Source organism: Streptomyces sp. HNM0575 (genome assembly GCF_012726265.1).
Lineage (GTDB): Bacteria > Actinomycetota > Actinomycetes > Streptomycetales > Streptomycetaceae > Streptomyces.
Genome location: NZ_JAASAG010000012.1, coordinates 231,131 through 252,297, shown reverse-complemented (window position 1 = coordinate 252,297; position 21,167 = coordinate 231,131). Strand labels below are relative to the sequence as shown.

Below are 21,167 nucleotides of genomic sequence, written 5' to 3'. Positions count from 1 at the left end.
GGGCAGGTGCATGGCGGTTCCATGATGCCGAGATCGGCGGGGTCCGGCATGTGCGGCCCGCTCCGCCGCCTCCGGTGCGCCCCTGGTCCGCCCGCTCCGCCGCCTCCGGTGCGCATCCCCCGGTCCCATCCGTCCCGTACGCAGGCGTGCTCATCGCGTACACGGGCAGCACGATGGATGTCATGGACGCTCCGCGCTCCCGCAGGACGACCGGCGAGAAGACAGAACAGGGCGAGAAGACAGACAGGACCACCACCGGCGAGAAGACGGGTGGGGCGACCGAGGGCGGCACGGCCCGCGGGACGGCCGGCGAGCCCGCCGGCGAGGTGGCGCTTTCCGGCCCCACCGGACGCCGGGTGCTGTTCACGACGGTGCTCGGTTCGAGCATGGTGCTGCTGGACGGCACTGCCGTGAACGTCGCGCTGCCGCGCATCGGAGCCGATCTCGATTCGAGTCTCGCGGGCCTCCAGTGGGCCGTGAACGCGTATCTCCTCACTCTCGCCGGGCTGATCCTGCTGGGCGGCTCGCTCGGCGACCGCTACGGCCGCCGGAGGATCTTCGTCGTGGGCGTGCTGTGGTTCGCCGTCTCGTCCGCGATGTGCGGGATCGCTCCGAGCGCGCCGCTGCTGGTCGGCGCCCGCGGCCTGCAAGGTGTCGGCGGCGCGCTGCTGACGCCGGGCTCCCTCGCGATCATCCAGGCGGTCTTCCGTTCCCAGGACCGGGCGGCGGCCGTCGGCACCTGGGCGGGTCTGGGCGGAGTGGCCGGTGCCGTGGGGCCGCTGCTCGGCGGCTGGCTCGCGGGCGGACCGGGCTGGCGCTGGGTCTTCCTGATCAACCTGCCACTGGCCGTGCTGACCGTGACGGTCGCCGTGCGCCACGTGCCGGAGAACCGGGACGAGAAGGCGAGCGGCCGCTTCGACGTCACGGGCGCGGTTCTGGCCGCGCTGTCGCTGTGCTCACTGACGTACGCCCTGACCGCGGCCTCGACCCAGCCCCTCCCCGCGCTCGTGACGGGTGCGGCGGCGGTGCTGCTCGGTGCGGCGTTCGTCGTTGCGGAGCGGCGCTCGCCGCGTCCGATGGTGCCGCTCGGGCTCTTCCGCGTGCGGATGTTCTCGTACACGAACGTGGTGACAGTGCTCATCTACGGGGCTCTCGCGGCGGTCTCCTTCTTCCTCGTGCTGCAACTCCAGACCACCGCCGGCTTCTCGCCGCTCGTCGCCGGGCTCGCGCTGCTGCCGCTGACGCTGCTGATGCTGGCCTTCTCCAGCCGGGCGGCACGGCTGGGCAAGCGCATCGGACCGCACGTACCGCTGACGGCCGGTCCGGTCCTGGCCGCCGCGGGGGTGCTGCTGATGCTGCGGATCGGGCCGGACGCCTCGTACTTCGCCGACGTGCTGCCCGCGGGCGCAGGGCTGGGCGCCGGGATGACGCTGCTGGTCGCCCCGCTCACGGCGACGGTGCTGGATTCGGTGGAGGTGGGCAGGGCGGGCACCGCGAGCGGCATCAACAACGCGGCGGCGCGCACCGGCGGCCTGATCTCCGTCGCGGCGATCCCGTCCCTCGTCGGCCTTTCCGGCGACGAGTACCGCTCGCCCGCCGACGTCGACGCCGCATTCCACGGCGCGATGCTGACGTGCGCGGGACTGCTCGCCGTCGCGGCCGTCGCCGCCTGGCTGTTCGTACGACCGGAGAGGCCGCGGCAGGAGACGGTCGACGCGGTGTGCAGGTCGTGCTCCCTGTCGGCGCCCCCGCCGACGGCCGAGCCCGCAGGCGCGGATCGCGCGACCACCGCGGGCAGATCCACGTCGGCGGACAGGTCCGCGTCCGGGACTCCGCCCGGCGGACGCCCGGCGCCCCGCGCCCCGGACAAGTCAGGCGAGCCCCCGCGCGGGCCCCGCGACGACCCGGACAAGCCCGGCGGCGGGGAGTGGGGGCACCCCGACGCACAGTAGGCTTCGCGGCGAGTCACCCACCTGCGCCCGGAGGAGCGTCCCCGCATGAGCCTGACCCTGAGGACCATCAGCCGTGAGCAGCACCTGGCGTACATCAGCGCTCAGCCCTCGGCCAGCCACTGTCAGGTGCCCGCGTGGGCCGACGTGAAGAGCGAGTGGCGTCCGGAGAATCTGGGCTGGTTCGACGGCGACGGCCAGCTCGTCGGCGTGGGTCTGGTGCTCTACAGGCAGCTGCCGAAGGTCAAGCGCTATCTCGCGTACCTGCCGGAGGGTCCGGTCATCGACTGGTACTCGCCGAATCTGGAGGGCTGGCTCCAGCCGATGCTGGCGCATCTCAAGCAACAGGGCGCCTTCTCCGTGAAGATGGGCCCGCCCGTGGTGATCCGCCGCTGGGACGCACCGGCGATCAAGCGCGGCATCCAGGACCCCGACGTCAAGCGGCTGCGCGACGTGCAGGCGACGCACATCGAGCCGCGCGCCTTCGAAGTCGCGGACAGGCTGCGGCGGATGGGCTGGCAGCAGGGCGAGGACGGCGGTGCCGGCTTCGGCGACGTACAGCCGCGGTTCGTCTTCCAGGTGCCGCTGGAGGGCCGCTCGCTGGAGGAGATCCACAAGAGCTTCAACCAGCTGTGGCGGCGCAACATCAAGAAGGCCGAGAAGGCCGGAGTCGAGGTCGTGCAGGGCGGGTTGCAGGACCTCGACGACTGGCAGCGGCTGTACGAGATCACCGCGGAGCGCGACAAGTTCCGGCCCCGGCCCAAGGCGTACTTCGAACGCATGTGGACCGTGCTCAACGCCGAGGACCCCAACCGCATGCGCCTGTACTTCGCCGAGCACGAGGGCGAGCGCATCGCAGCCGCCACGATGCTGATCGTGGGCGGCCATGTGTGGTACTCGTACGGGGCGTCGGCCAACCACAAGCGCGAGGTGCGGCCGTCGAACGCGATGCAGTGGCGGATGCTCCAGGATGCCTACGCACTGGGCGCGAGCGTCTACGACCTTCGCGGCATCAGCGACTCACTGGACGAGACGGACCATCTGTTCGGGCTGATCCAGTTCAAGGTGGGGACCGGGGGAGAGGCGGCCGAATATCTCGGCGAGTGGGACTTCCCCCTCAATAAGCTGCTGCACAAGGCGCTCGACATCTACATGTCGCGACGCTGACGGCGCGGGCCGCCGCCACCGAGGCCCGCGAGCCGAGAGGTCGCAAAGAGACCGAGACCAGAGACGGAAGAAAGGTTCCCTACCGGCCATGGCGCTCACCCTCTACGTCGATACCGATCGCTGGCGGGCGCACCAGCAGGCGGTGATCCAGCAGTACCCGGGCCTCGTCCCGGTCTGCAAAGGCAACGGCTACGGCTTCGGTCACGAGCGGCTCGCCGACGAAGCCACCCGGTTCGGCAGCGACATCCTGGCTGTCGGCACCACCTACGAGGCCGCCCGCATGAAGGACTTCTTCGGCGGCGACCTGCTGGTGCTCACGCCCTTCCGCAAGGACGAGGAGCCGGTGCCGCTTCCGGACCGCGCGATCCGTTCGGTCTCGTCGGTGGAGGGCGTCGGCCTGATGCGGGGGGCGCGCGTCGTCATCGAGGTCATGAGCAGCATGAAGCGCCACGGCGTGACCGAGGAGGACCTGCCGAAGCTGCACGCCGCGATCGACGAGGTGCGGCTTGAGGGCTTCGCGATCCATCTGCCGCTGGACCGTACGGACGGCTCCGACGCGGTGGAGGAGGTCATCGGCTGGATGGACCGGCTGCGCGCGGCCCGGCTCCCGCTGGACACGATGTTCGTCTCCCACCTCGGACCGGACGAATTCGCCCGCCTCCAGCAGCAGTTCCCGCGCACTCGCTTCAGGGCCCGCATCGGTACGAGGCTGTGGCTCGGGGACCCCGACGCCACGGAGTACCGGGGCGCGATACTGGACGTGACGCCCGTGGTTAAGGGCGACCGCTTCGGCTACCGGCAGCAGAAGGCCGCGAGCGACGGATGGCTCGTGGTCGTCGCGGGCGGCACCTCGCACGGAGTCGGTCTGGAGTCGCCGAAGGCGCTGCACGGGATGACGTCGCGGGCCAAGGGCGTGGCGCGCGCCGGGCTGGCCACGGTGAACCGGAATCTCTCGCCGTTCCTGTGGGGCGGCAAGCAGCGCTGGTTCGCGGAGCCGCCGCACATGCAGATGTCGATCCTGTTCGTACCGGCGGAGGCGGCGGAGCCGAAGGTCGGCGAGGAGCTGACGGCTCAGCTGCGGCACACCACGACGATGGTGGACCGTACGGTCGACCGCTGACGGGCCGAGGCCGGGACCGGGGGCCGGAGGGCGGAACGCCCGCTGCACGTCCGGGAGTCGGCGCGCACACCTCGCGCCCCCCGCGCCCCCCGCCGACCGCGCGGACCGCGCCCCCCGCGCGCAGCCCGTACGCACGCGCGCACCCGGTCACACGTAAGGGGCTGTCCTCCCCGGCCGGACCGGAGCGGACAGCCCCCGCGACGACAGGCGCCTCAGCGGCGCCGCGGCTTACGCCTTGCCGTCGATGAACGCCTGCACCAGTTCCCGCGCCTCGTCGTCGTAGTACTGCACGGGCGGCGACTTCATGAAGTACGAGGACGCCGAGAGGATCGGCCCCCCGATGCCCCTGTCCTTCGCGATCTTCGCCGCGCGCAGCGCGTCGATGATGACGCCGGCGGAGTTCGGCGAGTCCCAGACCTCCAGCTTGTACTCCAGGTTGAGCGGCACGTCGCCGAAGGCCCGCCCCTCCAGGCGCACATAGGCCCACTTGCGGTCGTCCAGCCAGGCCACGTAGTCGGACGGGCCGATGTGCACGTTGTCGGCGCCGAGTTCGCGGTCGCGGATCTGGGAGGTGACGGCCTGCGTCTTGGAGATCTTCTTCGACTCCAGCCGGTCACGCTCCAGCATGTTCTTGAAGTCCATGTTGCCGCCGACGTTCAGCTGCATCGTGCGGTCGAGGATGACGCCGCGGTCCTCGAAGAGCCTGGCCAGCACGCGGTGCGTGATCGTCGCGCCCACCTGCGACTTGATGTCGTCGCCGACGATGGGCACCCCGGCCTCGGTGAACTTCTCCGCCCACTCCTTCGTGCCTGCGATGAAGACGGGCAGCGCGTTGACGAAGGCGACGCCGGCGTCGACCGCGCACTGGGCGTAGAACTCGACGGCCTCCTGGGAGCCGACGGGCAAGTAGCAGACCAGCACGTCCGCTTCGGCGTCCCGCAGGGCCCGTACGACGTCGACGGGCGCGGCGTCGGACTCCTCGATGGTCTCGCGGTAGTACCTGCCGAGCCCGTCGAGCGTGTGCCCGCGCTGCACGGTCACGCCGGAGGGCGGTACGTCGCAGATGCTGACGGTGTTGTTCTCGCTCGCGCCGATCGCGTCCGCCAGGTCGAGCCCGACCTTCTTGCCGTCGACGTCGAAGGCGGCGACGAACTCCACGTCGCGCACGTGGTATTCGCCGAACTGGACGTGCATCAGGCCCGGCACCTTGCTGCCCGGGTCGGCGTCCTTGTAGTACTCGACGCCCTGCACCAGCGAGGCGGCGCAGTTGCCCACGCCTGCGATGGCTACACGAACCGAACCCATTCCGGTTGCTCCCTGTGTGTGGTCGGTGAGGCCGCGTTCGTACGCGGCCTCATGCGGTGTCGTCGGACGGATCCGGCGGGGTGCCACCCCTGTGCCGGGGCCGGCCTCCCGCGTCTCCTGATCGGCGCGGCGGAGGCACGGGACCGTCGCCCGCCTCCCTGTCGCGCCCGGTCCGCTCGCTCTCGATGAGTTCGGTGAGCCAGCGGACTTCGCGCTCCACGGATTCCATTCCGTGGCGCTGTAGTTCGAGGGTGTAGTCGTCGAGCCGTTCGCGGGTACGGGCGAGGGAGGCGCGCATCTTCGCGAGCCGCTCCTCCAGGCGGCTCCGTCGCCCTTCGAGCACCCGCATCCGCACGTCCCGCGAGGTCTGACCGAAAAAGGCGAATCGAACACCGAAGTGCTCGTCCTCCCACGCGTCCGGACCGGTCTGTGAAAGAAGCTCCTCGAAGTGTTCTTTTCCGGCGGCCGTGAGCCTGTAGACGATTTTGGCCCGGCGTCCGGTCAACGAGGCCGGGAGGGCTTCCCGTTCGGGACCCTCGCTCGGCTGCGGCGGACGGGCCGGCTCGTGCTCCTCGGTCAACCAGCCGCGCTGAAGCAGGGTCTTGAGGCATGGATAGAGCGACCCGTAGCTGAAGGCGCGGAACACACCCAGCGAGGTGTTGAGCCGTTTTCGCAGCTCGTAACCGTGCATGGGCGATTCACGGAGCAGGCCGAGCACGGCGAACTCAAGGATCCCCGAGCGCCGGCTCATGCTGCACCGCCCCCCTCATCTCCGCGCGCAGATCGTGTACTTGTGTCGTACTTGTCTCGTAGCTGATGTATCGGCTCGATACATCAGAACGATAGGCCGGGGCCCGGAAGGCGACAAGTGGCCGCCGGGTGAAGGGACTCACATCTCTGATTAGTTGAGGGCAACTTGCCTGGATTGCGATGGATGCCCGCCGAAGGACGTTTTGGATCTGCGTAGTCTGTGCGCGTGCAGACCACCACCGGGAAACAGAAGACGCCCGCGCGGAACCAGAAGGCGCCCGCACGCGTCATCGTCCTGGGTGCAGTGCGACCAGTCGGCCGGATGCCGGCGGGCCGCGCTCGGGGGGACCAGACGTCAACTGCCACCTTCAGGCGCGAGCGCCTGCCCGAGGAGTAGCTGTTCCATGAGCGAGCACCGTCGAAAGCCGCCACAGGGGCGCGGCCGGCGCGCAGCGCAGCCGCAGCCGCCGTCCGGTTCCGGCCGCCGTGCCGCCCCGCCGCCCCGGGGGGGCGCACCGAGCTCGTACGGCGGTCGTGCCGACTCCCGGAGAGCAGCACCACCGCCGCCGCGTGGAGGTGGCGGCGGTCGCCGCCGGGCCGCGGGCTCCGGCGCCGGAATGGCCGCGGGAGGCTACGGCGCGGGAGGCCGCGGGCGCGGCGGTGGCGGTGGAGGTGCCGGTGGCGGCGGGCCGTACGGCCGTGGTGGCCGCGGGCGCTACCAGCCGCCGCCCAGAAAGCGGTTCATCGACTACCCCCGCTGGAACAAGGCCGGGGTGCGCCGCTGGATGCCCTCGTGGAAGCTCGTGCTCGGCTCGTTCGTCGGTTTCCTCGGCCTGATCATCGGCCTCTCCGGAATCGCGCTGGCGATGGTCTCCGTCCCCAGTGAAAATGCCGCCTCCAGGCAGCAGAAGAACGTCTACTACTGGGCCAACGGCAAGCAGATGGTCGTCGCGGGCGGCGGCGACCAGAACCGGCAGATCGTCCCGCTCGCCCAGATCCCCAAGTCGATGCAGAGCGCCGTCATTTCGGCGGAGAACGAGTCGTTCTACGACGACCCGGGCGTCGACCCGATCGGCATCGTGCGCGCCGTCGGCCGGATGGCCATGGGCGGCGACACCCAGTCCGGTTCGACGATCACCCAGCAGTACGTGAAGAACACCTACCTCGACCAGTCGCAGACCATCACGCGCAAGGTCAAGGAGCTGTTCATCTCCATCAAGGTCGGTGCGACGCAGAAGAAGCAGAAGATCCTCCAGGGGTACCTGAACACCGGCTACTACGGCCGCGGCGCGTACGGCATCCAGGCCGCCTCGCAGGCCTACTACCGCAAGGACTCCAAGGACCTCAACGCGAGCGAGGCCGCCTTCCTGTCGGCGACGCTCAACGGCCCGAACCTCTACGACCCCGAGGGCGGCATCGGTTCCGCGGCCACCAAGGAGAAGAACTACCAGCGGGCCAAGGCCCGTTGGAGCTGGACGCTGGACCGCGAGGTGCAGACCGGCAGGCTCTCGAAGACGCAGCGGGCGAAGTACACGAAGTTCCCGATGCCGGAGCGGCCGAAGAAGTCGACCGAACTCAAGGGCCAGAAGGGCTACATGGTCGACATCGTCAACAACTACATCACCGCCAACAGCAACATCTCCGACCGCAGGCTCAAGCAGGGCGGCCTGCGCGTCTACACCACCTTCGACAAGAAGAAGATGGCGGAGATGACCAACGCGGTGGAGCGGGTCCGCAAGGAGAACATCGACCCCAAGAAGCGCGACGTCGACAAGTACGTGCAGTTCGGCGGCGCCTCGGTGAAGCCCAACGACGGTGCGATCGTCGCCATGTACGGCGGTGCGGACGCCACCACGCACTTCACCAACAACGCGGACTACACCGGCGTCCAGGTGGGTTCGACCTTCAAGCCGTTCGTCCTCGCCTCGGCGATGCGCGACGGCGTCCGGGATCCGCGGGGTCCGGAGGTCCAGGGCAGGGACGCCCGTACGCCCGTGTCGCCCAAGAGCATCTACAACGGCGACAACAAGATCAAACTGCGCAACTGGGACGGCTCCGTCTGGCACGACAAGGAAGGCAAGGAGTGGCGCCAGCGCAACGACGGCAATGAGGACAAGGGCAAGATCTCGCTGCGCGAGGCGATGCAGTACTCCGTGAACACGCCTTACATCCAGCTCGGCATGGACGTCGGCGTCGACAAGGTGCGGCAGGCCGCGCTCGACGCGGGGCTCAACGAGGACAGCCTCGCCCGCAGCACTCCGACGCTGTCGCTGGGCACTTCGGCACCGAGCGCGATCCGCATGGCCAACGCCTACGCGACGTTCGCGAGCAGCGGCACGAAGTCCGAGCCGTACTCCGTCAAGCGCGTGGAGTCCGGCGGCAAGAACGTCTACAGCCACCAGAAGCAGGTCAAGAACGCCTTCGAGGCACGCGTCGCCGACAACGTCACCAACGTGCTGGAGACGGTCGTCCAGAACGGCACCGGCACGACGGCACGGGGACTGGGCCGGCCGGCCGCGGGCAAGACCGGTACGACGGACGACAACAAGTCGGCCTGGTTCACCGGCTACACGCCGCAGCTGTCGACCTCGATCGGCATGTGGCGCGTCAACGACAAGGCCAAGACCCAGCGGTTCCAGAAGATGTACGGCGTGGGCGGCCAGGACTCGATCCACGGTGCTTCCTTCCCGGCCGAGATCTGGACGAAGTACATGACGGGCGCTCTCCAGGGCACGTACGCCAAGCCCTTCCCGACGCCCGAGCCGATCGGCGAGCCGGTCTTCGGTGCGGGCGCGAGCCCGTCGCCGACGCCGACACCGACGCCGAGCGAGACCCCGTCGCAGGACCCGTCCCAGTCGCCGAGCGGGTCGCCGTCGCCCTCGGGCACGTGTGACAACCCGTTGACCTGCACCGACCAGGGCCAGGACGCCGGTCAGGACCAAGGGCAGAACGCCGGTCAGGACCAGGGCCAAGACGCCGGCCAGGACCAGGGCCAAGACGCCGGCCAGGACCAAGGGCAGACCAACGGCGGCGGAGGTGACGACGGCGGCCTGTTCGGCGGACCGACAGGAGGCCGCGAGAACGAATAGGGGCCCGGCAAGGCCCGAGCCCCCGGCTCCTCCCGCCGCGAACCGCACAGCGGGACCTCGCAGCCCCGTCACGGCTCACACCGTGACGGGGCTGCTGGCGTACGGGGCCGTACGGCAGGATGTGCCCCATGACGCGTGCCTACCTCTCGGAGCCGACCGGCCGGGACGCCGAGCCCGTACATCCCACCGAGCAGGACGAGGTCGCCGCCGCCGGCAGCGAGCTGATCGGAGGACCGGTGGGCCGCCGGGCCGCAGACGGCCCGTACGGCTGGTGGACCCCGGTGCGGGTGGTGGCGCTGCTGGGACTCGGCATGTTCGTACTCGGCATGATCCAGAAGGCGCCCTGCTTCAACAGCGCCTGGTTCTCAGGCCAGACGAGCCAATACGTACACGCGTGCTATTCCGATATCCCGCATCTCTTCGCCGGACGGGGCTTCGCCGACGGGCTCGTCCCGTACTTCGACCGCATCCCCGACCGCGTCTCCGGCGGCATGGCGTATCTCGAATACCCGGTGCTGACAGGGGTGTTCATGGAGGTGGCCTCCTGGATGACCCCGGGCGGCGACCTCCAGTACCGCGAGCAGCTCTACTGGATGGTCAACGCCGGCATGCTCATGGTGTGCGCGGCCGTGCTCTTCGTCGCCGCCGCCCGCACCCACCGCAACCGCCCCTGGGACGGCCTCTTCGTCGCCCTCGCGCCCGCCCTCGCGCTGACGGCCACCATCAACTGGGACCTGCTCGCCGTGGCGCTCACCGCCTCGGCGATGCTGATGTGGTCCCGCAGCCGGCCCCTCGCCGCGGGCGTGCTGATCGGGCTCGCCACGGCCGCGAAGCTCTACCCGGCGCTGCTGCTCGGCCCGCTGCTGGTGCTGTGCTGGCGGGCGGGGCGCCTGTCCGCCTGTGGCAAGGCGCTGGCCGGCGCCGCGGTCTCATGGCTGTGCGTCAACCTCCCCGTGATGCTTCTCGCACCTCAGGGCTGGTCGAAGTTCTACAGCTTCAGCCAGGAGCGCCCGGTCGACTTCGGTTCGATCTGGCTGATCATCTCCCAGCGCACCGGCGACCCCGTCCCCGACGCCAACTTCTACGCGATGCTGCTGATGGCGCTGGGCTGCGCGGGCATCGCCATGCTGGCCCTGCGCGCACCACGCCGCCCCCGCTTCGCACAACTGGCGCTGCTCGTAGTGGCGTTGTTCATCGTCACCAACAAGGTCTATTCGCCGCAGTACGTGCTGTGGCTCGTCCCGCTCGCCGCCCTGGCCAGGCCGAAGTGGCGGGACATCCTGATCTGGCAGGCCTGCGAGACGGTCTACTTCCTGGGCATCTGGCTCTACCTCGCCTATACGGGCAGCGGAGACAAGCACCAGGGCCTGCCCCCCGAGGGTTACCAGCTGGTAATCATCGCCCACCTGCTCGGCACGCTCTACCTGTGCGCCGTGGTCGTACGGGACGTGCTGATGCCGGAGCGGGACGTCGTACGCCGGGACGGCACGGACGACCCGGGGGGCGGTGTGCTGGACCGGGCGCCGGACGTCTTCACACTGGTCCCGGCGACCGGGCCTCGCGGGGCGTCGCACACGAAGCCAGTGCCCTTCGAGGACTCACAGGTGAGCTGGGGGACGAGGCGCTGAACCGAGCGGGACCGCTGTTTCACGTGAAACACGACACCGCAGGTGAAGCAGCCCTGCTGTGCTTCCGGCCCGTGGGCGCCCGCCCGGCTACCCCCGGGCCGCCCGTCCCGCCCCCTCCGGGATCGGGACGCGCACCCCACCCCGCGTGTGTGAAGCTGGGCCCATGACCGTCGTCGGAGACCTGCGCACCCTGCTGCACTTCCCCGGCTTCCGGCGACTCCTCACGGTGCGTCTGCTCTCCCAACTGGCCGACGGCATCTATCAAGTGGCCCTAGCGGCCTACGTCGTCTTCTCTCCCGAGAAGGAGACCTCCCCGGCGGCCATCGCATCGGCGATGGCCGTACTGCTGCTCCCCTACTCGCTCCTCGGCCCCTTCGCCGGCGTACTGCTGGACCGGTGGCGCAGGCGGCAGGTCCTGCTCTACGGCAACCTCCTTCGCGCGGTCCTCGCCGCCGGTACGGCTGCCCTGGTGGTCGGCGCCGTCCCGGAGTGGCTCTTCTATCTCTCCGCGCTGTCCGTCACCGCCGTCAACCGCTTCATCCTCGCCGGGCTCTCCGCCGCACTGCCACGAGTCGTCGACGACGCCCGCCTCGTGATGGCCAACTCCCTCTCCCCGACCGCCGGAACCCTCGCCGCCACCGCCGGCGGCGGAATCGCCTTCGCCATCCGGCTGGCCTCTCCCGAGGGGGGACGCGCGACCGACGCATGGGTCGTGCTGAGCGGAGCCGTGGTCTATCTCCTCGCGGGCGCAGCGGCGCTGCGGATGGGCCGTGACCTCCTCGGGCCCGGGCCCGACGCCGCGCGCGTACCCCTGCGGCTGCTGACGACGCTGGCCACCACCGCCCGCGGTCTCGCAGACGGCCTGCGGCACCTACGCCGGCGCCACGCCGCCGCCTACGCCCTCACGGCCATGACGCTGATGCGGTTCTGCTACGGCGCGCTGACGGTGATGGTGCTGATGCTGTGCCGCTATGCGTGGGGCAGCGACGGCCGGGTCGGCGGCGCCGTGGAGGCAGTCGACGCGGGCGCCGGACTGAAGCTGCTCGGGCTCGCCGTCGTGGCATCCGGGCTCGGATACTTCGCGGCAGCCCTCATCACACCGTGGGGGGTCGAGCGGTCAGGCCGCTTCGGCTGGCTGACGCTGTGCGCAGCGTCGGCGGCCGTACTGGAACCCGCGCTCGGCTTGAGCTTCGCGCCGGTCCCGATTTTGCTCGCCGCCTTCGTACTCGGACTCGTCACGCAGGCATCGAAGATCACAGCCGACACGGCCGTGCAGTCGACGGTGGACGACGCCTACCGGGGCCGGGTGTTCTCCCTCTACGACATGCTCTTCAACGTGGCCTTCGTCGGTGCGGCGGGAGCGGCCTCGCTGATACTCCCGCCGGACGGGCGCTCGGTTGCGCTCGTCATCGGGGTCGCCGTGGTGTACACGGCGGTCGCAACCTTGATGTTTCACGTGAAACGCACACAGCCGACCGCTAACTCTGTGCGGTCCACCACTCCTTGAGGGCCGCCACCGCGTCGTCGTGCTCCATCGGCCCGTGCTCCAGCCGCAGCTCCAGCAGATGCTTGTACGCCTTGCCGACGACCGGACCCGGCTTCACACCGAGGACGGACATAATCTCGTTCCCGTCGAGATCGGGCCGGATGGCGTCCAGCTCCTCCTGCTCCTGAAGCCGTGCGATCCGCTCCTCCAGACCGTCGTACGCACGCGAAAGCGCACTCGCCTTGCGCCTGTTCCGCGTCGTGCAGTCCGACCGCGTCAGCTTGTGCAGCCGGGTCAACAGCGGCCCCGCGTCCCGTACGTAGCGCCGCACCGCGGAGTCCGTCCACTCTCCCGTGCCGTAGCCGTGGAAGCGCAGATGGAGCTCCACGAGCCGGGAGACGTCCTTGACCAGATCGTTGGGGTACTTGAGCGCGGTCATGCGCTTCTTCGTCATCTTCGCGCCCACCACCTCGTGGTGATGGAAAGAGACCCGCCCGTCGGACTCGAACCGCCGCGTCCTCGGCTTGCCGATGTCGTGCAGCAGCGCAGCGAGCCTCAGCGTCAGGTCGGGACCGCCGCTCTCCTCCAGATCGATGGCCTGCTTCAGGACGGTCAGCGAGTGCTCGTAGACGTCCTTGTGCCGGTGGTGCTCGTCCCGCTCCAGCCGCAGCGCCGGAATCTCCGGCAGCACCTGATCGGCGAGCCCGGTCTCCACGAGCAGCCTCACGCCCTTCACCGGGCGGGGGGAGAGCAGCAGCTTGTTCAGCTCGTCCCGTACGCGCTCCGCCGAGACGATGCCGAGCCGGCCGGCCATCGCCTTCATCGCATGCAGTACGTCGTCGGCCACCGCGAAGTCCAGCTGCGCGGCGAAGCGGGCCGCACGCATCATGCGGAGCGGATCGTCCGAGAACGACGCCTCCGGGGCCCCCGGCGTGCGCAGGATCCGGCGGGCCAGATCCTCCAGACCGCCGTGCGGGTCGATGAAGTGCTTCTCCGGCAGCGCCACCGCCATCGCGTTCACGGTGAAGTCGCGACGGACCAGGTCCTCCTCGACGGAATCGCCGTAGGAGACCTCGGGCTTGCGGGACGTGCGGTCGTAGGCCTCCGAGCGGTAGGTGGTGACCTCGATCTGGAAGGTACGCGTCCCGTCTTCCTCGCGCGCCTTCTTCTGACAGCCCACCGTCCCGAAGGCGATGCCGACCTCCCACACGGCGTCCGCCCACGGGCGGACGATGCGCAGCACGTCCTCAGGTCGCGCGTCGGTGGTGAAGTCCAGATCGTTGCCGAGCCGCCCCAGCAGCGCGTCCCGCACGGAACCGCCCACCAGCGCCAGCCGGAAGCCGGCCTCCTGGAACCGCCGCGCCAGATCGTCGGCGACGGGGGACACCCTCAGCAGCTCGCTCACCGCGCGGCGCTGCGCCGTGTTGAGCTGCTCCTTGGCGGGAGGGGCGGGCGGTGTCGGCTGGATGTCATCATTGGCGTTCGGCACGACAGCACAGGGTACGTTGCCGCCCCCGCACACCGCCCTGCGCCTGGTCACAACGCAGGCCACGACCCCGGCCGATCATGTGACGCACACCGCGGCACGTGCCTTCCCGCAGCATCGTTACCATCAGACCAGCGAGACGCATCCACGACGACAGAGGACGGACGAGCGCGTGGCCGAGGCGGCTGAGAACCAGGGCACCCCGACCGCTCCCGGCCGCCGGTGGCTGCGAGGTACCGCCGCCCTCGTGCTCGCCACCGGGCCCCTCGTCGGCGGGCTGCTGCCCGCTCCGGCGGCCGCCTCGGAGAGCCACGGCGCACAGGCCGCCACGGCAGCAGGGAGCGCCTCCGGCGCCGCCACAGCGCCCGTACGAACGGGCAGCGGCTCACGCACGGCGCAGATCTCCATCAACACCCTCTCGCCCGCCACCCCTCAGAAGGGCGACACGCTCAGCGTCACCGGCACCGTCACCAACAAGGGCCGCTCGCCCATCACGGACGGCAGCGTCGGGCTCCGTATCGGTTCAGGCGCGAACAGCCGCAGCGCACTGGAGCAGAACTCCGCACGCAAGGACTATCTGCCGGGCGCCGACGGCAAGAAGGTCGAGGGGAAGCGGGCCACCGAGAAGGTCGGCAGCATGCGCCCCGGCATCCGCCGCTCCTTCAAGCTCAAACTGCCCGTCAGCGCGCTGAAGATGAGCTCCTCGGGCGTGTACCAGCTCGGGGTCACGCTCACCGGGCAGACGCGGGAGCGTCCGTACGACCAGATCCTGGGCATCGAGCGCAGCTTCCTGCCCTGGCAGACCTCCGACTCGGAGAACAAGACGGAGCTGACCTACCTCTGGCCGCTGATCTCCTCGTCGCACATGACCGCGCGTACGCAGTCCGACGAGGAGCAGACGCCGGTCTTCCGCAACGACGAGCTCGCCAAGGAACTCGCTCCCGGCGGCCGCCTCCAGCAGATGGTCAACCTCGGCAAGGACCTTCCCATCACGTGGATGATCGACCCGGACCTGCTGGCCACCGTCAACGCGATGACGGAGGACTACCGGGTGCAGAAGGAGGGCGGAGGCACCGTCGCCGGCAAGGGCCAGACGTACGCGAAGCAGTGGCTGATGGACCTGCAAGGCGCCGTGAAGGGCGAGGAGGTGGCGACCCTGCCCTTCGCCGACACGGACGTCGCCTCGCTCGCCCACCGCGGCCGGAGCGTCCCCGGCGCGCTGGGCGACCTGGACTCGGCGACCAAGCGCGCCATCACCACCGTCGAGTCGATCCTGCACACCAAGCCCAGTGCCGACTACGCGTGGCCGGTGGAGGGCGCCGTCGACCCGAGCATCGTGGACGTCGCCACGTCCGCCGGCGCGCACAGCGTCATCGCGCGCAGTGACACCTTCCGTGACACCGCGCTCTCGTACACGCCGACCTCCGCACGCCCCATCGGCGGCGGGAACACGGCACTCGTCGCCGACAGCCGGCTCTCCAAGGCCTTCGACGGCGACATGACGCGGCCCGGTGCGACCTCCGAGGCCGTACAGCGCTTCCTCGCCGAGACCCAGGCGGTCAACGCCCAGGTGCCCGGCAAGCGGCGCAGCGTCCTCGTCGCGCCGCAGCGGATGCCGAGCGCGGACCAGGCACAGGCGATGGCCCTGGCCCTCAGCTCCCTCCAGAAGGACGGGCGCTGGGCGGAGGGCAGCGACCTGTCGGAGGCGGCCAAGGCGAAGCCCGACCCGGGGGCGAACCGGCGGGTGCCGGGCGGCAGTCAGTACCCGGCGTCGCTGCGCAGGCAGGAGCTGCCCACCGGGGCGTACCGGCACATGCAGGACACCAAGCGACTCGTCGGCGACTTCAAGAAGATCCTCACGCGCGAGGACCGGGTGGTCACTCCGTTCGGGAGCGCCATCGAGCGCGGGGAGTCCGCCTCCTGGCGCGGGGATGCCGAAGGCGCCTCGAACTACCGCGACGGGGTGCGCAGTTACCTGGTCGGCTTGACCAAGGAAGTCCACCTGATCCAGAAGTCCCCCATCACCCTCTCCGGTCGCAGCGCCACGATCCCGGTGACGGTGCAGAACAACCTCGTACAGGGCGTGGACGATCTGGAACTGCGTCTGAAGTCCAGGCGCCGCATCGGACTGGACGTGGGCAAGGCACAGGCCGTCAAGATGGACGGCGAACACAGCCAGTCGGTGAAGTTCGCAACGAGCGCGAAGGCCAACGGGCGCGCGTACGTAGAGGCGCAGCTCTACACGAAGGACGGCAAGCCGTACGGGAAGCGCATGGTCTTCCAGGTCAACGTCACTTCGATCACGTCGACCGTGCTGCTGGTGATCGCGGCCGGTGTGCTCCTCGTGGTGCTCGCGGGCGTAAGGATGTACACGACGCGGAAGCGGAACGGCGGCACGCCGGCCGGACCGGACTCCGAGGGCCCCGACGAGGGCACGGACGGCGAGACCGGCGGGCACAGCGAGGACGGCGACGCGGGAGACGGGACTTCGGGCTCGCATTCCGGGTCCGGCGCTGGAGAGTCCGGCCCCGAAGGCACGGGCACAGCGGGCCCCTCCACGGACGACTCGGCGACCGCGACCCCCGCAGAACCGGACGAGACCGAACCGACGTCTCACGAGTCCGGAGCCGACGGGCCGGAGCGGGCCGATGGGCCCGAGGCCACGTCCGACGGGCCCGCCCGTGAGAGCGCCGACACCGACAAGGGAAGCGGAACCGTTCCCGACGCGGGTGAGAAAGTGGACCGTTGAGTCAGCTTGCGAGCAGGGGCAGGGGTAGGTAGCGATGAATCCGCCGCAGGACGGTGACCGGGACGGCCAGGCCGCCGGTGACGGCTCGCATCCGCCGGAGGACCCGTACGTACGGGACGCGTATGCGCGCGACCCCTATCAGGACCGCGACCCGGCCAAGGAAGAACCCGGCCCGTACGCACCCGATCCGCGCCTCCGGGCGTCCACCCGCGCTCCCGAGCCCGACGGGGCCTCCCGTCGGCTGCCGTACGGCGACGATCCCGCGACCGTCCAGTCCACGGGCGTCGACGGGCTTCTCAGCCGCTCGCGCGACGGTCAGGACGCCACAGCCCGGCACGAGGAGCAGCGCCCGGCACAGGGGCACGAGGACCGGCAGCCGGAGGCGCAGCGGCGCGAGGCGCACGAGCAGGAGGACCGTCCGCACGTGAGCAACGAAGGACGCGACCCCGACGACGCCTTCGCCCATCTCTTCCGCGACCAGGGCCGCACGCCGGTCGCCGACTCGTCCGCGGCGCCGCCGCAGCCGCGTACCGAGAGCGCACCCGCACCTGAGAGGCCCTCATCGGCGTCCGATCGGTACGCGGAACGCCGGCCGCTCCCCGACGAGCAGCCGCCAGGAGCAGGCGGCAGGACCGGCCCCACGGCGCCCGCAGGAACCGCCGACCCCGCAGACCCGTCAGGACCCGCACGGCCGGGCCAGGGCCCCGGTTTCGAGTCCGCACACGCCGCCCCCGCAGAGGCCACTCCGCCGCCCCCGGAGCCCGACGCCGCCCCGGAAAGCGCCGGCCAGACCGGCACCGAGTCGGCGGGAGGCGGACGTGGGGGCGGGCTGCTGCGCTCCAGCGCCATCATGGCGGCCGGCACGATGGTCTCCCGGCTCACCGGCTTCATCCGCTCGGCGATGGTCGTCGCCGCCATCGGTGCCGCCGTGCTCGGCGACACCTACCAACTGGCGATCACCCTGCCGACGATGCTGTACATCCTGACCGTCGGCGGCGGCCTCAACTCCGTGTTCGTCCCGCAGCTCGTCCGCGCCATGAAGGAGGACGGCGACGGCGGCGAGGCGTACGCGAACCGCCTGCTGACCCTCGTCACGGTCATCCTCGGCTCGCTCACCGTCCTCGCGGTCCTCGCCGCGCCCCTGCTGGTACGGGTGATGTCGGTGCGCCTCGCGGAAAACCCCCAGGCGAACGAGGTCACTGTCACCTTCATCCGCTACTGCCTGCCCTCCATCTTCTTCATGGGCATCCATGTGGTGATGGGTCAGATCCTCAACGCACGCGGCCGGTTCGGCGCCATGATGTGGACCCCGGTCCTCAACAACATCGTCATCATGGCCACCGTCGGCGCCTTCCTCTGGGTCTACGGCAGCGCCGACGACTCCGGCCTCACCGTCGCCAGCATCCCGCCGGAAGGCGTGCGACTGCTGGGCATCGGCACCCTGCTCGGACTCGTGGTGCAGGCGCTCGCGATGATCCCGTACCTGCGGGCCTCCGGCTTCCGCATCCGGCCCCGCTTCGACTGGCGCGGCCACGGCCTCGGCAAGGCCGCGAAGCTCGCCAAGTGGACCGTTCTCTTCGTACTGGCCAATCAAGCCGGCGTCCTCGTCGTCACCCAGCTCTCCACGTGGGCACAGGAGTCCGCCGCCGCGGAGGGCCACGCGGGAGCAGGCTGGACCGCCTACTCCCAGGCGCAGCTGATCTGGAACATGCCGCAGGCCATCATCACCGTCTCCGTGATGGCCGCGCTGCTGCCCCGCCTCGCCCGCGCCGCCAACGACGGCGACACCGGCGCCGTACGCGACGACATCTCCCAGGGCCTGCGCAACTCCGCGGTGGCCATCGTCCCCATCGCCTTCGGCTTCCTCGCCCTGGGCGTGCCGATGTGCACCCTGATCTACGGCCCGTCCGGGATCGGCGCGGCCCGTTCCATGGGGTACGCGCTGATGGCCTTCGGCGTCGGCCTGATCCCCTTCTCCGTGCAATACGTGGTGCTGCGCGCCTTCTACGCGTACGAGGACACGCGCACGCCCTTCTTCAACACCGTCGTCGTCGCCATCGCCAACGCCGTCGCCTCGACCGCGTGCTTCCTGCTGATGCCCGCCCGCTGGGCCGTCGTCGGCATGGCCGCCTCGTACGGCCTCGCCTACGTCGTCGGCGTCGGAATCGCATGGCGGCGGCTACGCATCCGACTGGGCGGCGACCTGGACACCGCGCACGTGCTGCGTACGTACATCAGGCTCGCGGGAGCCGCAGTGCCCGCCACCGTCGCCGCAGGTGCCGTGGTCTACGGCATCACCGTGGGACTCGGCAGCGGAACGATCGGTTCCCTGGCCTCGCTGATCGCCGGAGGGATCGCGTTGGCAGTCGTCTTCGTCCTAGCCGCGAAGAGGATGCGGATCGCAGAGATGACAGCCATGGTCGGTATGGTGCGCGCTCGCCTCGGGCGCTGACCGTACAACCATCCGCGGCCACTGTGTGTCGTGCATAGCGGCGGACTGTGGGCACAATTGTTGAGCTGTTGCACTGAGTGGCTGCAACGAATTGGGGAGGCAGGAACGACGGTGGCGGAACGGAGTACAGCTGCCGTCGGCGTGGCTGAGAACAGCGGTGACGAGGAAGCACGCACCGCCCGGGCGGACAAGGCCAGCGTCGACAGCGCTACGGACGGACAGAGCGGCAGCGACCGGCCCCCGGAGGACACCAGACCGGACACCCCCTCCACCGCCCACGGCAGCCAGGACGGCGCCGGCAGCGGGAGCAACGACACCGAGGCGCAGGCCGAGGTGTCCGGTGCGCAGCACGGCGCTCAGACCCAGCAGCACGTGCCCGGTGACGGTCAGGACGGTGGCGCCGCCGCCGAGACCCCGGCCGCCGTCCCCCCGGAGCTGCACAGCGGCCACAAGCTCGCCAGGCGGTACCGGCTGGAGGAGTGCGTCACCCGTCTGGACGGATTCAGCAGCTGGCGTGCAGTCGACGAGAAGCTGCGCCGCGCGGTCGGCGTCCACGTCCTCCCCGCCGGGCATCCCCGCGCCCGTGCGGTGCTGTCCGCGGCCCGCTCGTCCGCCCTGCTCGGCGACCCCCGCTTTGTCCAGGTCCTCGACGCCGTCGAGGACCACGATCTGGTGTACGTCGTCCACGAGTGGCTTCCGGACGCCACGCCCCTGAGCGACATCCTCAACGCCGGCGCCCTGGAGCCGCACGACGCGTACGAGCTGGTCGCCCAGCTCTCCCAGGCGATGGCCGCGGCACACCGCGGGGGTCTGGCCCACCTCCGGCTGACGCCGGGGACCGTGCTGCGCACGGGCTCCGGGCAGTACCGCATCCGCGGTCTCGCGGTGAGCGCCGCCCTCCGCGGCATCAGCTCCGACACCCCGCAGCGCGCCGACACGGAAGGCATCGGGGCGGTGCTCTACGCCGCTCTGACGCAGCGCTGGCCGTACGAGGAGGACGCGTACGGACTCGCGGGCGTCGGCTCCCTCGCGAAGCGCACCCTCGTCGCGCCCGACCAGGTGCGGGCCGGCGTCCACCGCGGCCTCTCGCAGCTGGCCATGCGCGCCCTCGTCAACGACGGCGCCACCGCCTCCAGCCAGGAGCAGCCGTGCGCCACTCCCGAGGAACTGGCCAAGGCGGTCTCCGCGCTGCCGAGGATCCGGCCTCCGGAGCCCAGCTTCACCTCGCCACGGCCGTATCAGCGCAACAGCTACCAGCAGGGCGCCTACGGCCAGGACCCCCAGCCTCGTACGGCGCCCGGCAGGGGCAGCCCCGTAGCACCCGCCGGCAATCCGGCACCGCCCGCGCTTCCCGGCCGCACGGGCAAGATCCTGAAGTGGGGCGTCTCCGCTCTACTCATCGCGGCGCTGGGCCTGGGCAGCTGGCAGGTCGCCGACACCCTCCTCAAGGGCGACAACTCCACGGGCGGGGGCGTGGGGCAGACACACGGCAACGATGAGACGGGCGACGTCGGCAAGCCGGTCAAGATCGTCGATGCCAAGGACTTCGACCCGCCGCCCGGGGGCAACGGCAGCGAGAACCCGGCGAAGGTCCCCGACGCATACGACGGTTCCCCCGGCACGTACTGGCTGACGCAGAAGTACTACGGCCATCCCGACTTCGGTCACCTCAAGCCGGGCGCCGGGCTCATCCTGGACCTCGGCAAGCCCCAGCAGGTCAGCTCCGTGAAGGTCGATTTCCTTGGCGCCACCACCGCGCACTTCCTCGCGGCACCCAGGAACACCACCACGATGCCCACCACCCTCCGCGGATTCAGCAAGGTCAGTGGCGGCACCGGCGAGCACCTGACCCTCAAGGCGAAAAAGCCCATCACGACTCAATACGTACTGGTGTGGCTCACCGAGCTCCCGCTCTCGGACGACGGCAACTACCGTGGCCGGATCAGTGAGATCCAGGTAAAAAGCTGATCCCTCGACACTGACGCA

General features: G+C 70.3%; 12 protein-coding genes. 9 read left to right on the top strand and 3 right to left on the bottom strand.

Going from position 1 to position 21,167, the window contains the following annotated elements; translation table 11 throughout:
• The first annotated feature begins 182 nt into the window (after window positions 1-182).
• From HCC61_RS26320 to HCC61_RS26310, 3 genes are all read left to right on the top strand, one after another.
• Window positions 183-1,952: an MFS transporter gene (locus HCC61_RS26320; protein WP_169139569.1), complete on the top strand. Its 1,770-nt coding sequence runs from the start codon at window positions 183-185 to the stop codon at window positions 1,950-1,952.
• Between the two features lie 45 nt (window positions 1,953-1,997).
• Window positions 1,998-3,116 carry a peptidoglycan bridge formation glycyltransferase FemA/FemB family protein gene (locus HCC61_RS26315; RefSeq protein WP_169139567.1) on the top strand — a complete coding sequence of 373 codons (1,119 nt, stop codon included), beginning with the start codon at window positions 1,998-2,000 and terminating at the stop codon, window positions 3,114-3,116.
• A gap of 88 nt (window positions 3,117-3,204) precedes the next feature.
• Complete coding sequence (locus HCC61_RS26310; protein ID WP_169139558.1) at window positions 3,205-4,236, top strand: alanine racemase; 1,032 nt, start codon at window positions 3,205-3,207, stop codon at window positions 4,234-4,236.
• Between the two features lie 228 nt (window positions 4,237-4,464).
• Here the strand turns inward: HCC61_RS26310 and HCC61_RS26305 are convergent, their stop codons facing one another.
• Both HCC61_RS26305 and HCC61_RS26300 read right to left on the bottom strand, forming a co-directional pair.
• Complete coding sequence (locus HCC61_RS26305) at window positions 4,465-5,541, bottom strand: inositol-3-phosphate synthase (RefSeq protein ID WP_169139556.1); 1,077 nt, start codon at window positions 5,539-5,541, stop codon at window positions 4,465-4,467.
• Between the two features lie 49 nt (window positions 5,542-5,590).
• Window positions 5,591-6,292, bottom strand: a complete 702-nt coding sequence (locus tag HCC61_RS26300; RefSeq protein WP_169139554.1) for a PadR family transcriptional regulator — start codon at window positions 6,290-6,292, stop codon at window positions 5,591-5,593.
• A 403-nt stretch (window positions 6,293-6,695) separates the two neighbouring features.
• On the opposite strand from HCC61_RS26300, the gene HCC61_RS26295 reads away from it, so the two are divergent.
• The 3 genes from HCC61_RS26295 (at window position 6,696) to HCC61_RS26285 (ending at window position 12,515) form a co-directional block, all read left to right on the top strand.
• Window positions 6,696-9,380: a transglycosylase domain-containing protein gene (locus tag HCC61_RS26295; protein WP_169139552.1), complete on the top strand. Its 2,685-nt coding sequence runs from the start codon at window positions 6,696-6,698 to the stop codon at window positions 9,378-9,380.
• A 128-nt stretch (window positions 9,381-9,508) separates the two neighbouring features.
• Window positions 9,509-11,008, top strand: a complete 1,500-nt coding sequence (locus HCC61_RS26290) for a glycosyltransferase 87 family protein (protein ID WP_169139550.1) — start codon at window positions 9,509-9,511, stop codon at window positions 11,006-11,008.
• A 163-nt stretch (window positions 11,009-11,171) separates the two neighbouring features.
• On the top strand, window positions 11,172-12,515 hold the full coding sequence (locus HCC61_RS26285; RefSeq protein ID WP_169139548.1) for an MFS transporter: 1,344 nt from the start codon (window positions 11,172-11,174) through the stop codon (window positions 12,513-12,515).
• Here HCC61_RS26285 and HCC61_RS26280 read toward each other — a convergent pair.
• On the bottom strand, window positions 12,487-13,983 hold the full coding sequence (locus tag HCC61_RS26280) for a CCA tRNA nucleotidyltransferase (RefSeq protein WP_169139546.1): 1,497 nt from the start codon (window positions 13,981-13,983) through the stop codon (window positions 12,487-12,489). The two genes, HCC61_RS26285 and HCC61_RS26280, sit on opposite strands and share 29 nt — an antisense overlap.
• Window positions 13,984-14,152: 169 nt before the next feature.
• Here HCC61_RS26280 and HCC61_RS26275 point away from each other — a divergent pair, with 169 nt between their 5' ends.
• The 3 genes from HCC61_RS26275 (at window position 14,153) to HCC61_RS26265 (ending at window position 21,149) form a co-directional block, all read left to right on the top strand.
• Window positions 14,153-16,729: a DUF6049 family protein gene (locus HCC61_RS26275; protein WP_169139544.1), complete on the top strand. Its 2,577-nt coding sequence runs from the start codon at window positions 14,153-14,155 to the stop codon at window positions 16,727-16,729.
• 34 nt (window positions 16,730-16,763) lie between these two features.
• Entirely contained in the window at window positions 16,764-19,181 is a 2,418-nt protein-coding gene (murJ, locus tag HCC61_RS26270) for a murein biosynthesis integral membrane protein MurJ (protein WP_169139542.1), read from the top strand.
• A 111-nt stretch (window positions 19,182-19,292) separates the two neighbouring features.
• Window positions 19,293-21,149, top strand: coding sequence for a protein kinase family protein (locus tag HCC61_RS26265; RefSeq protein ID WP_169139540.1), 1,857 nt, complete (start codon window positions 19,293-19,295; stop codon window positions 21,147-21,149).
• Window positions 21,150-21,167: the final 18 nt, after the last annotated feature.

What these genes read in the sequence shown, in the direction of transcription:
- HCC61_RS26305 (WP_169139556.1), bottom strand. Translation starts at nt 5,541, where the DNA reads ATGGGTTCGGTTCGTGTAGCCATCGCAGGCGTGGGCAACTGCGCCGCC.
- HCC61_RS26285 (WP_169139548.1), top strand. Translation starts at nt 11,172, where the DNA reads ATGACCGTCGTCGGAGACCTGCGCACCCTGCTGCACTTCCCCGGCTTC.
- HCC61_RS26315 (WP_169139567.1), top strand. Translation starts at nt 1,998, where the DNA reads ATGAGCCTGACCCTGAGGACCATCAGCCGTGAGCAGCACCTGGCGTAC.
- HCC61_RS26290 (WP_169139550.1), top strand. Translation starts at nt 9,509, where the DNA reads ATGACGCGTGCCTACCTCTCGGAGCCGACCGGCCGGGACGCCGAGCCC.
- HCC61_RS26320 (WP_169139569.1), top strand. Translation starts at nt 183, where the DNA reads ATGGACGCTCCGCGCTCCCGCAGGACGACCGGCGAGAAGACAGAACAG.
- HCC61_RS26295 (WP_169139552.1), top strand. Translation starts at nt 6,696, where the DNA reads ATGAGCGAGCACCGTCGAAAGCCGCCACAGGGGCGCGGCCGGCGCGCA.
- murJ (WP_169139542.1), top strand. Translation starts at nt 16,764, where the DNA reads ATGAATCCGCCGCAGGACGGTGACCGGGACGGCCAGGCCGCCGGTGAC.
- HCC61_RS26300 (WP_169139554.1), bottom strand. Translation starts at nt 6,292, where the DNA reads ATGAGCCGGCGCTCGGGGATCCTTGAGTTCGCCGTGCTCGGCCTGCTC.
- HCC61_RS26310 (WP_169139558.1), top strand. Translation starts at nt 3,205, where the DNA reads ATGGCGCTCACCCTCTACGTCGATACCGATCGCTGGCGGGCGCACCAG.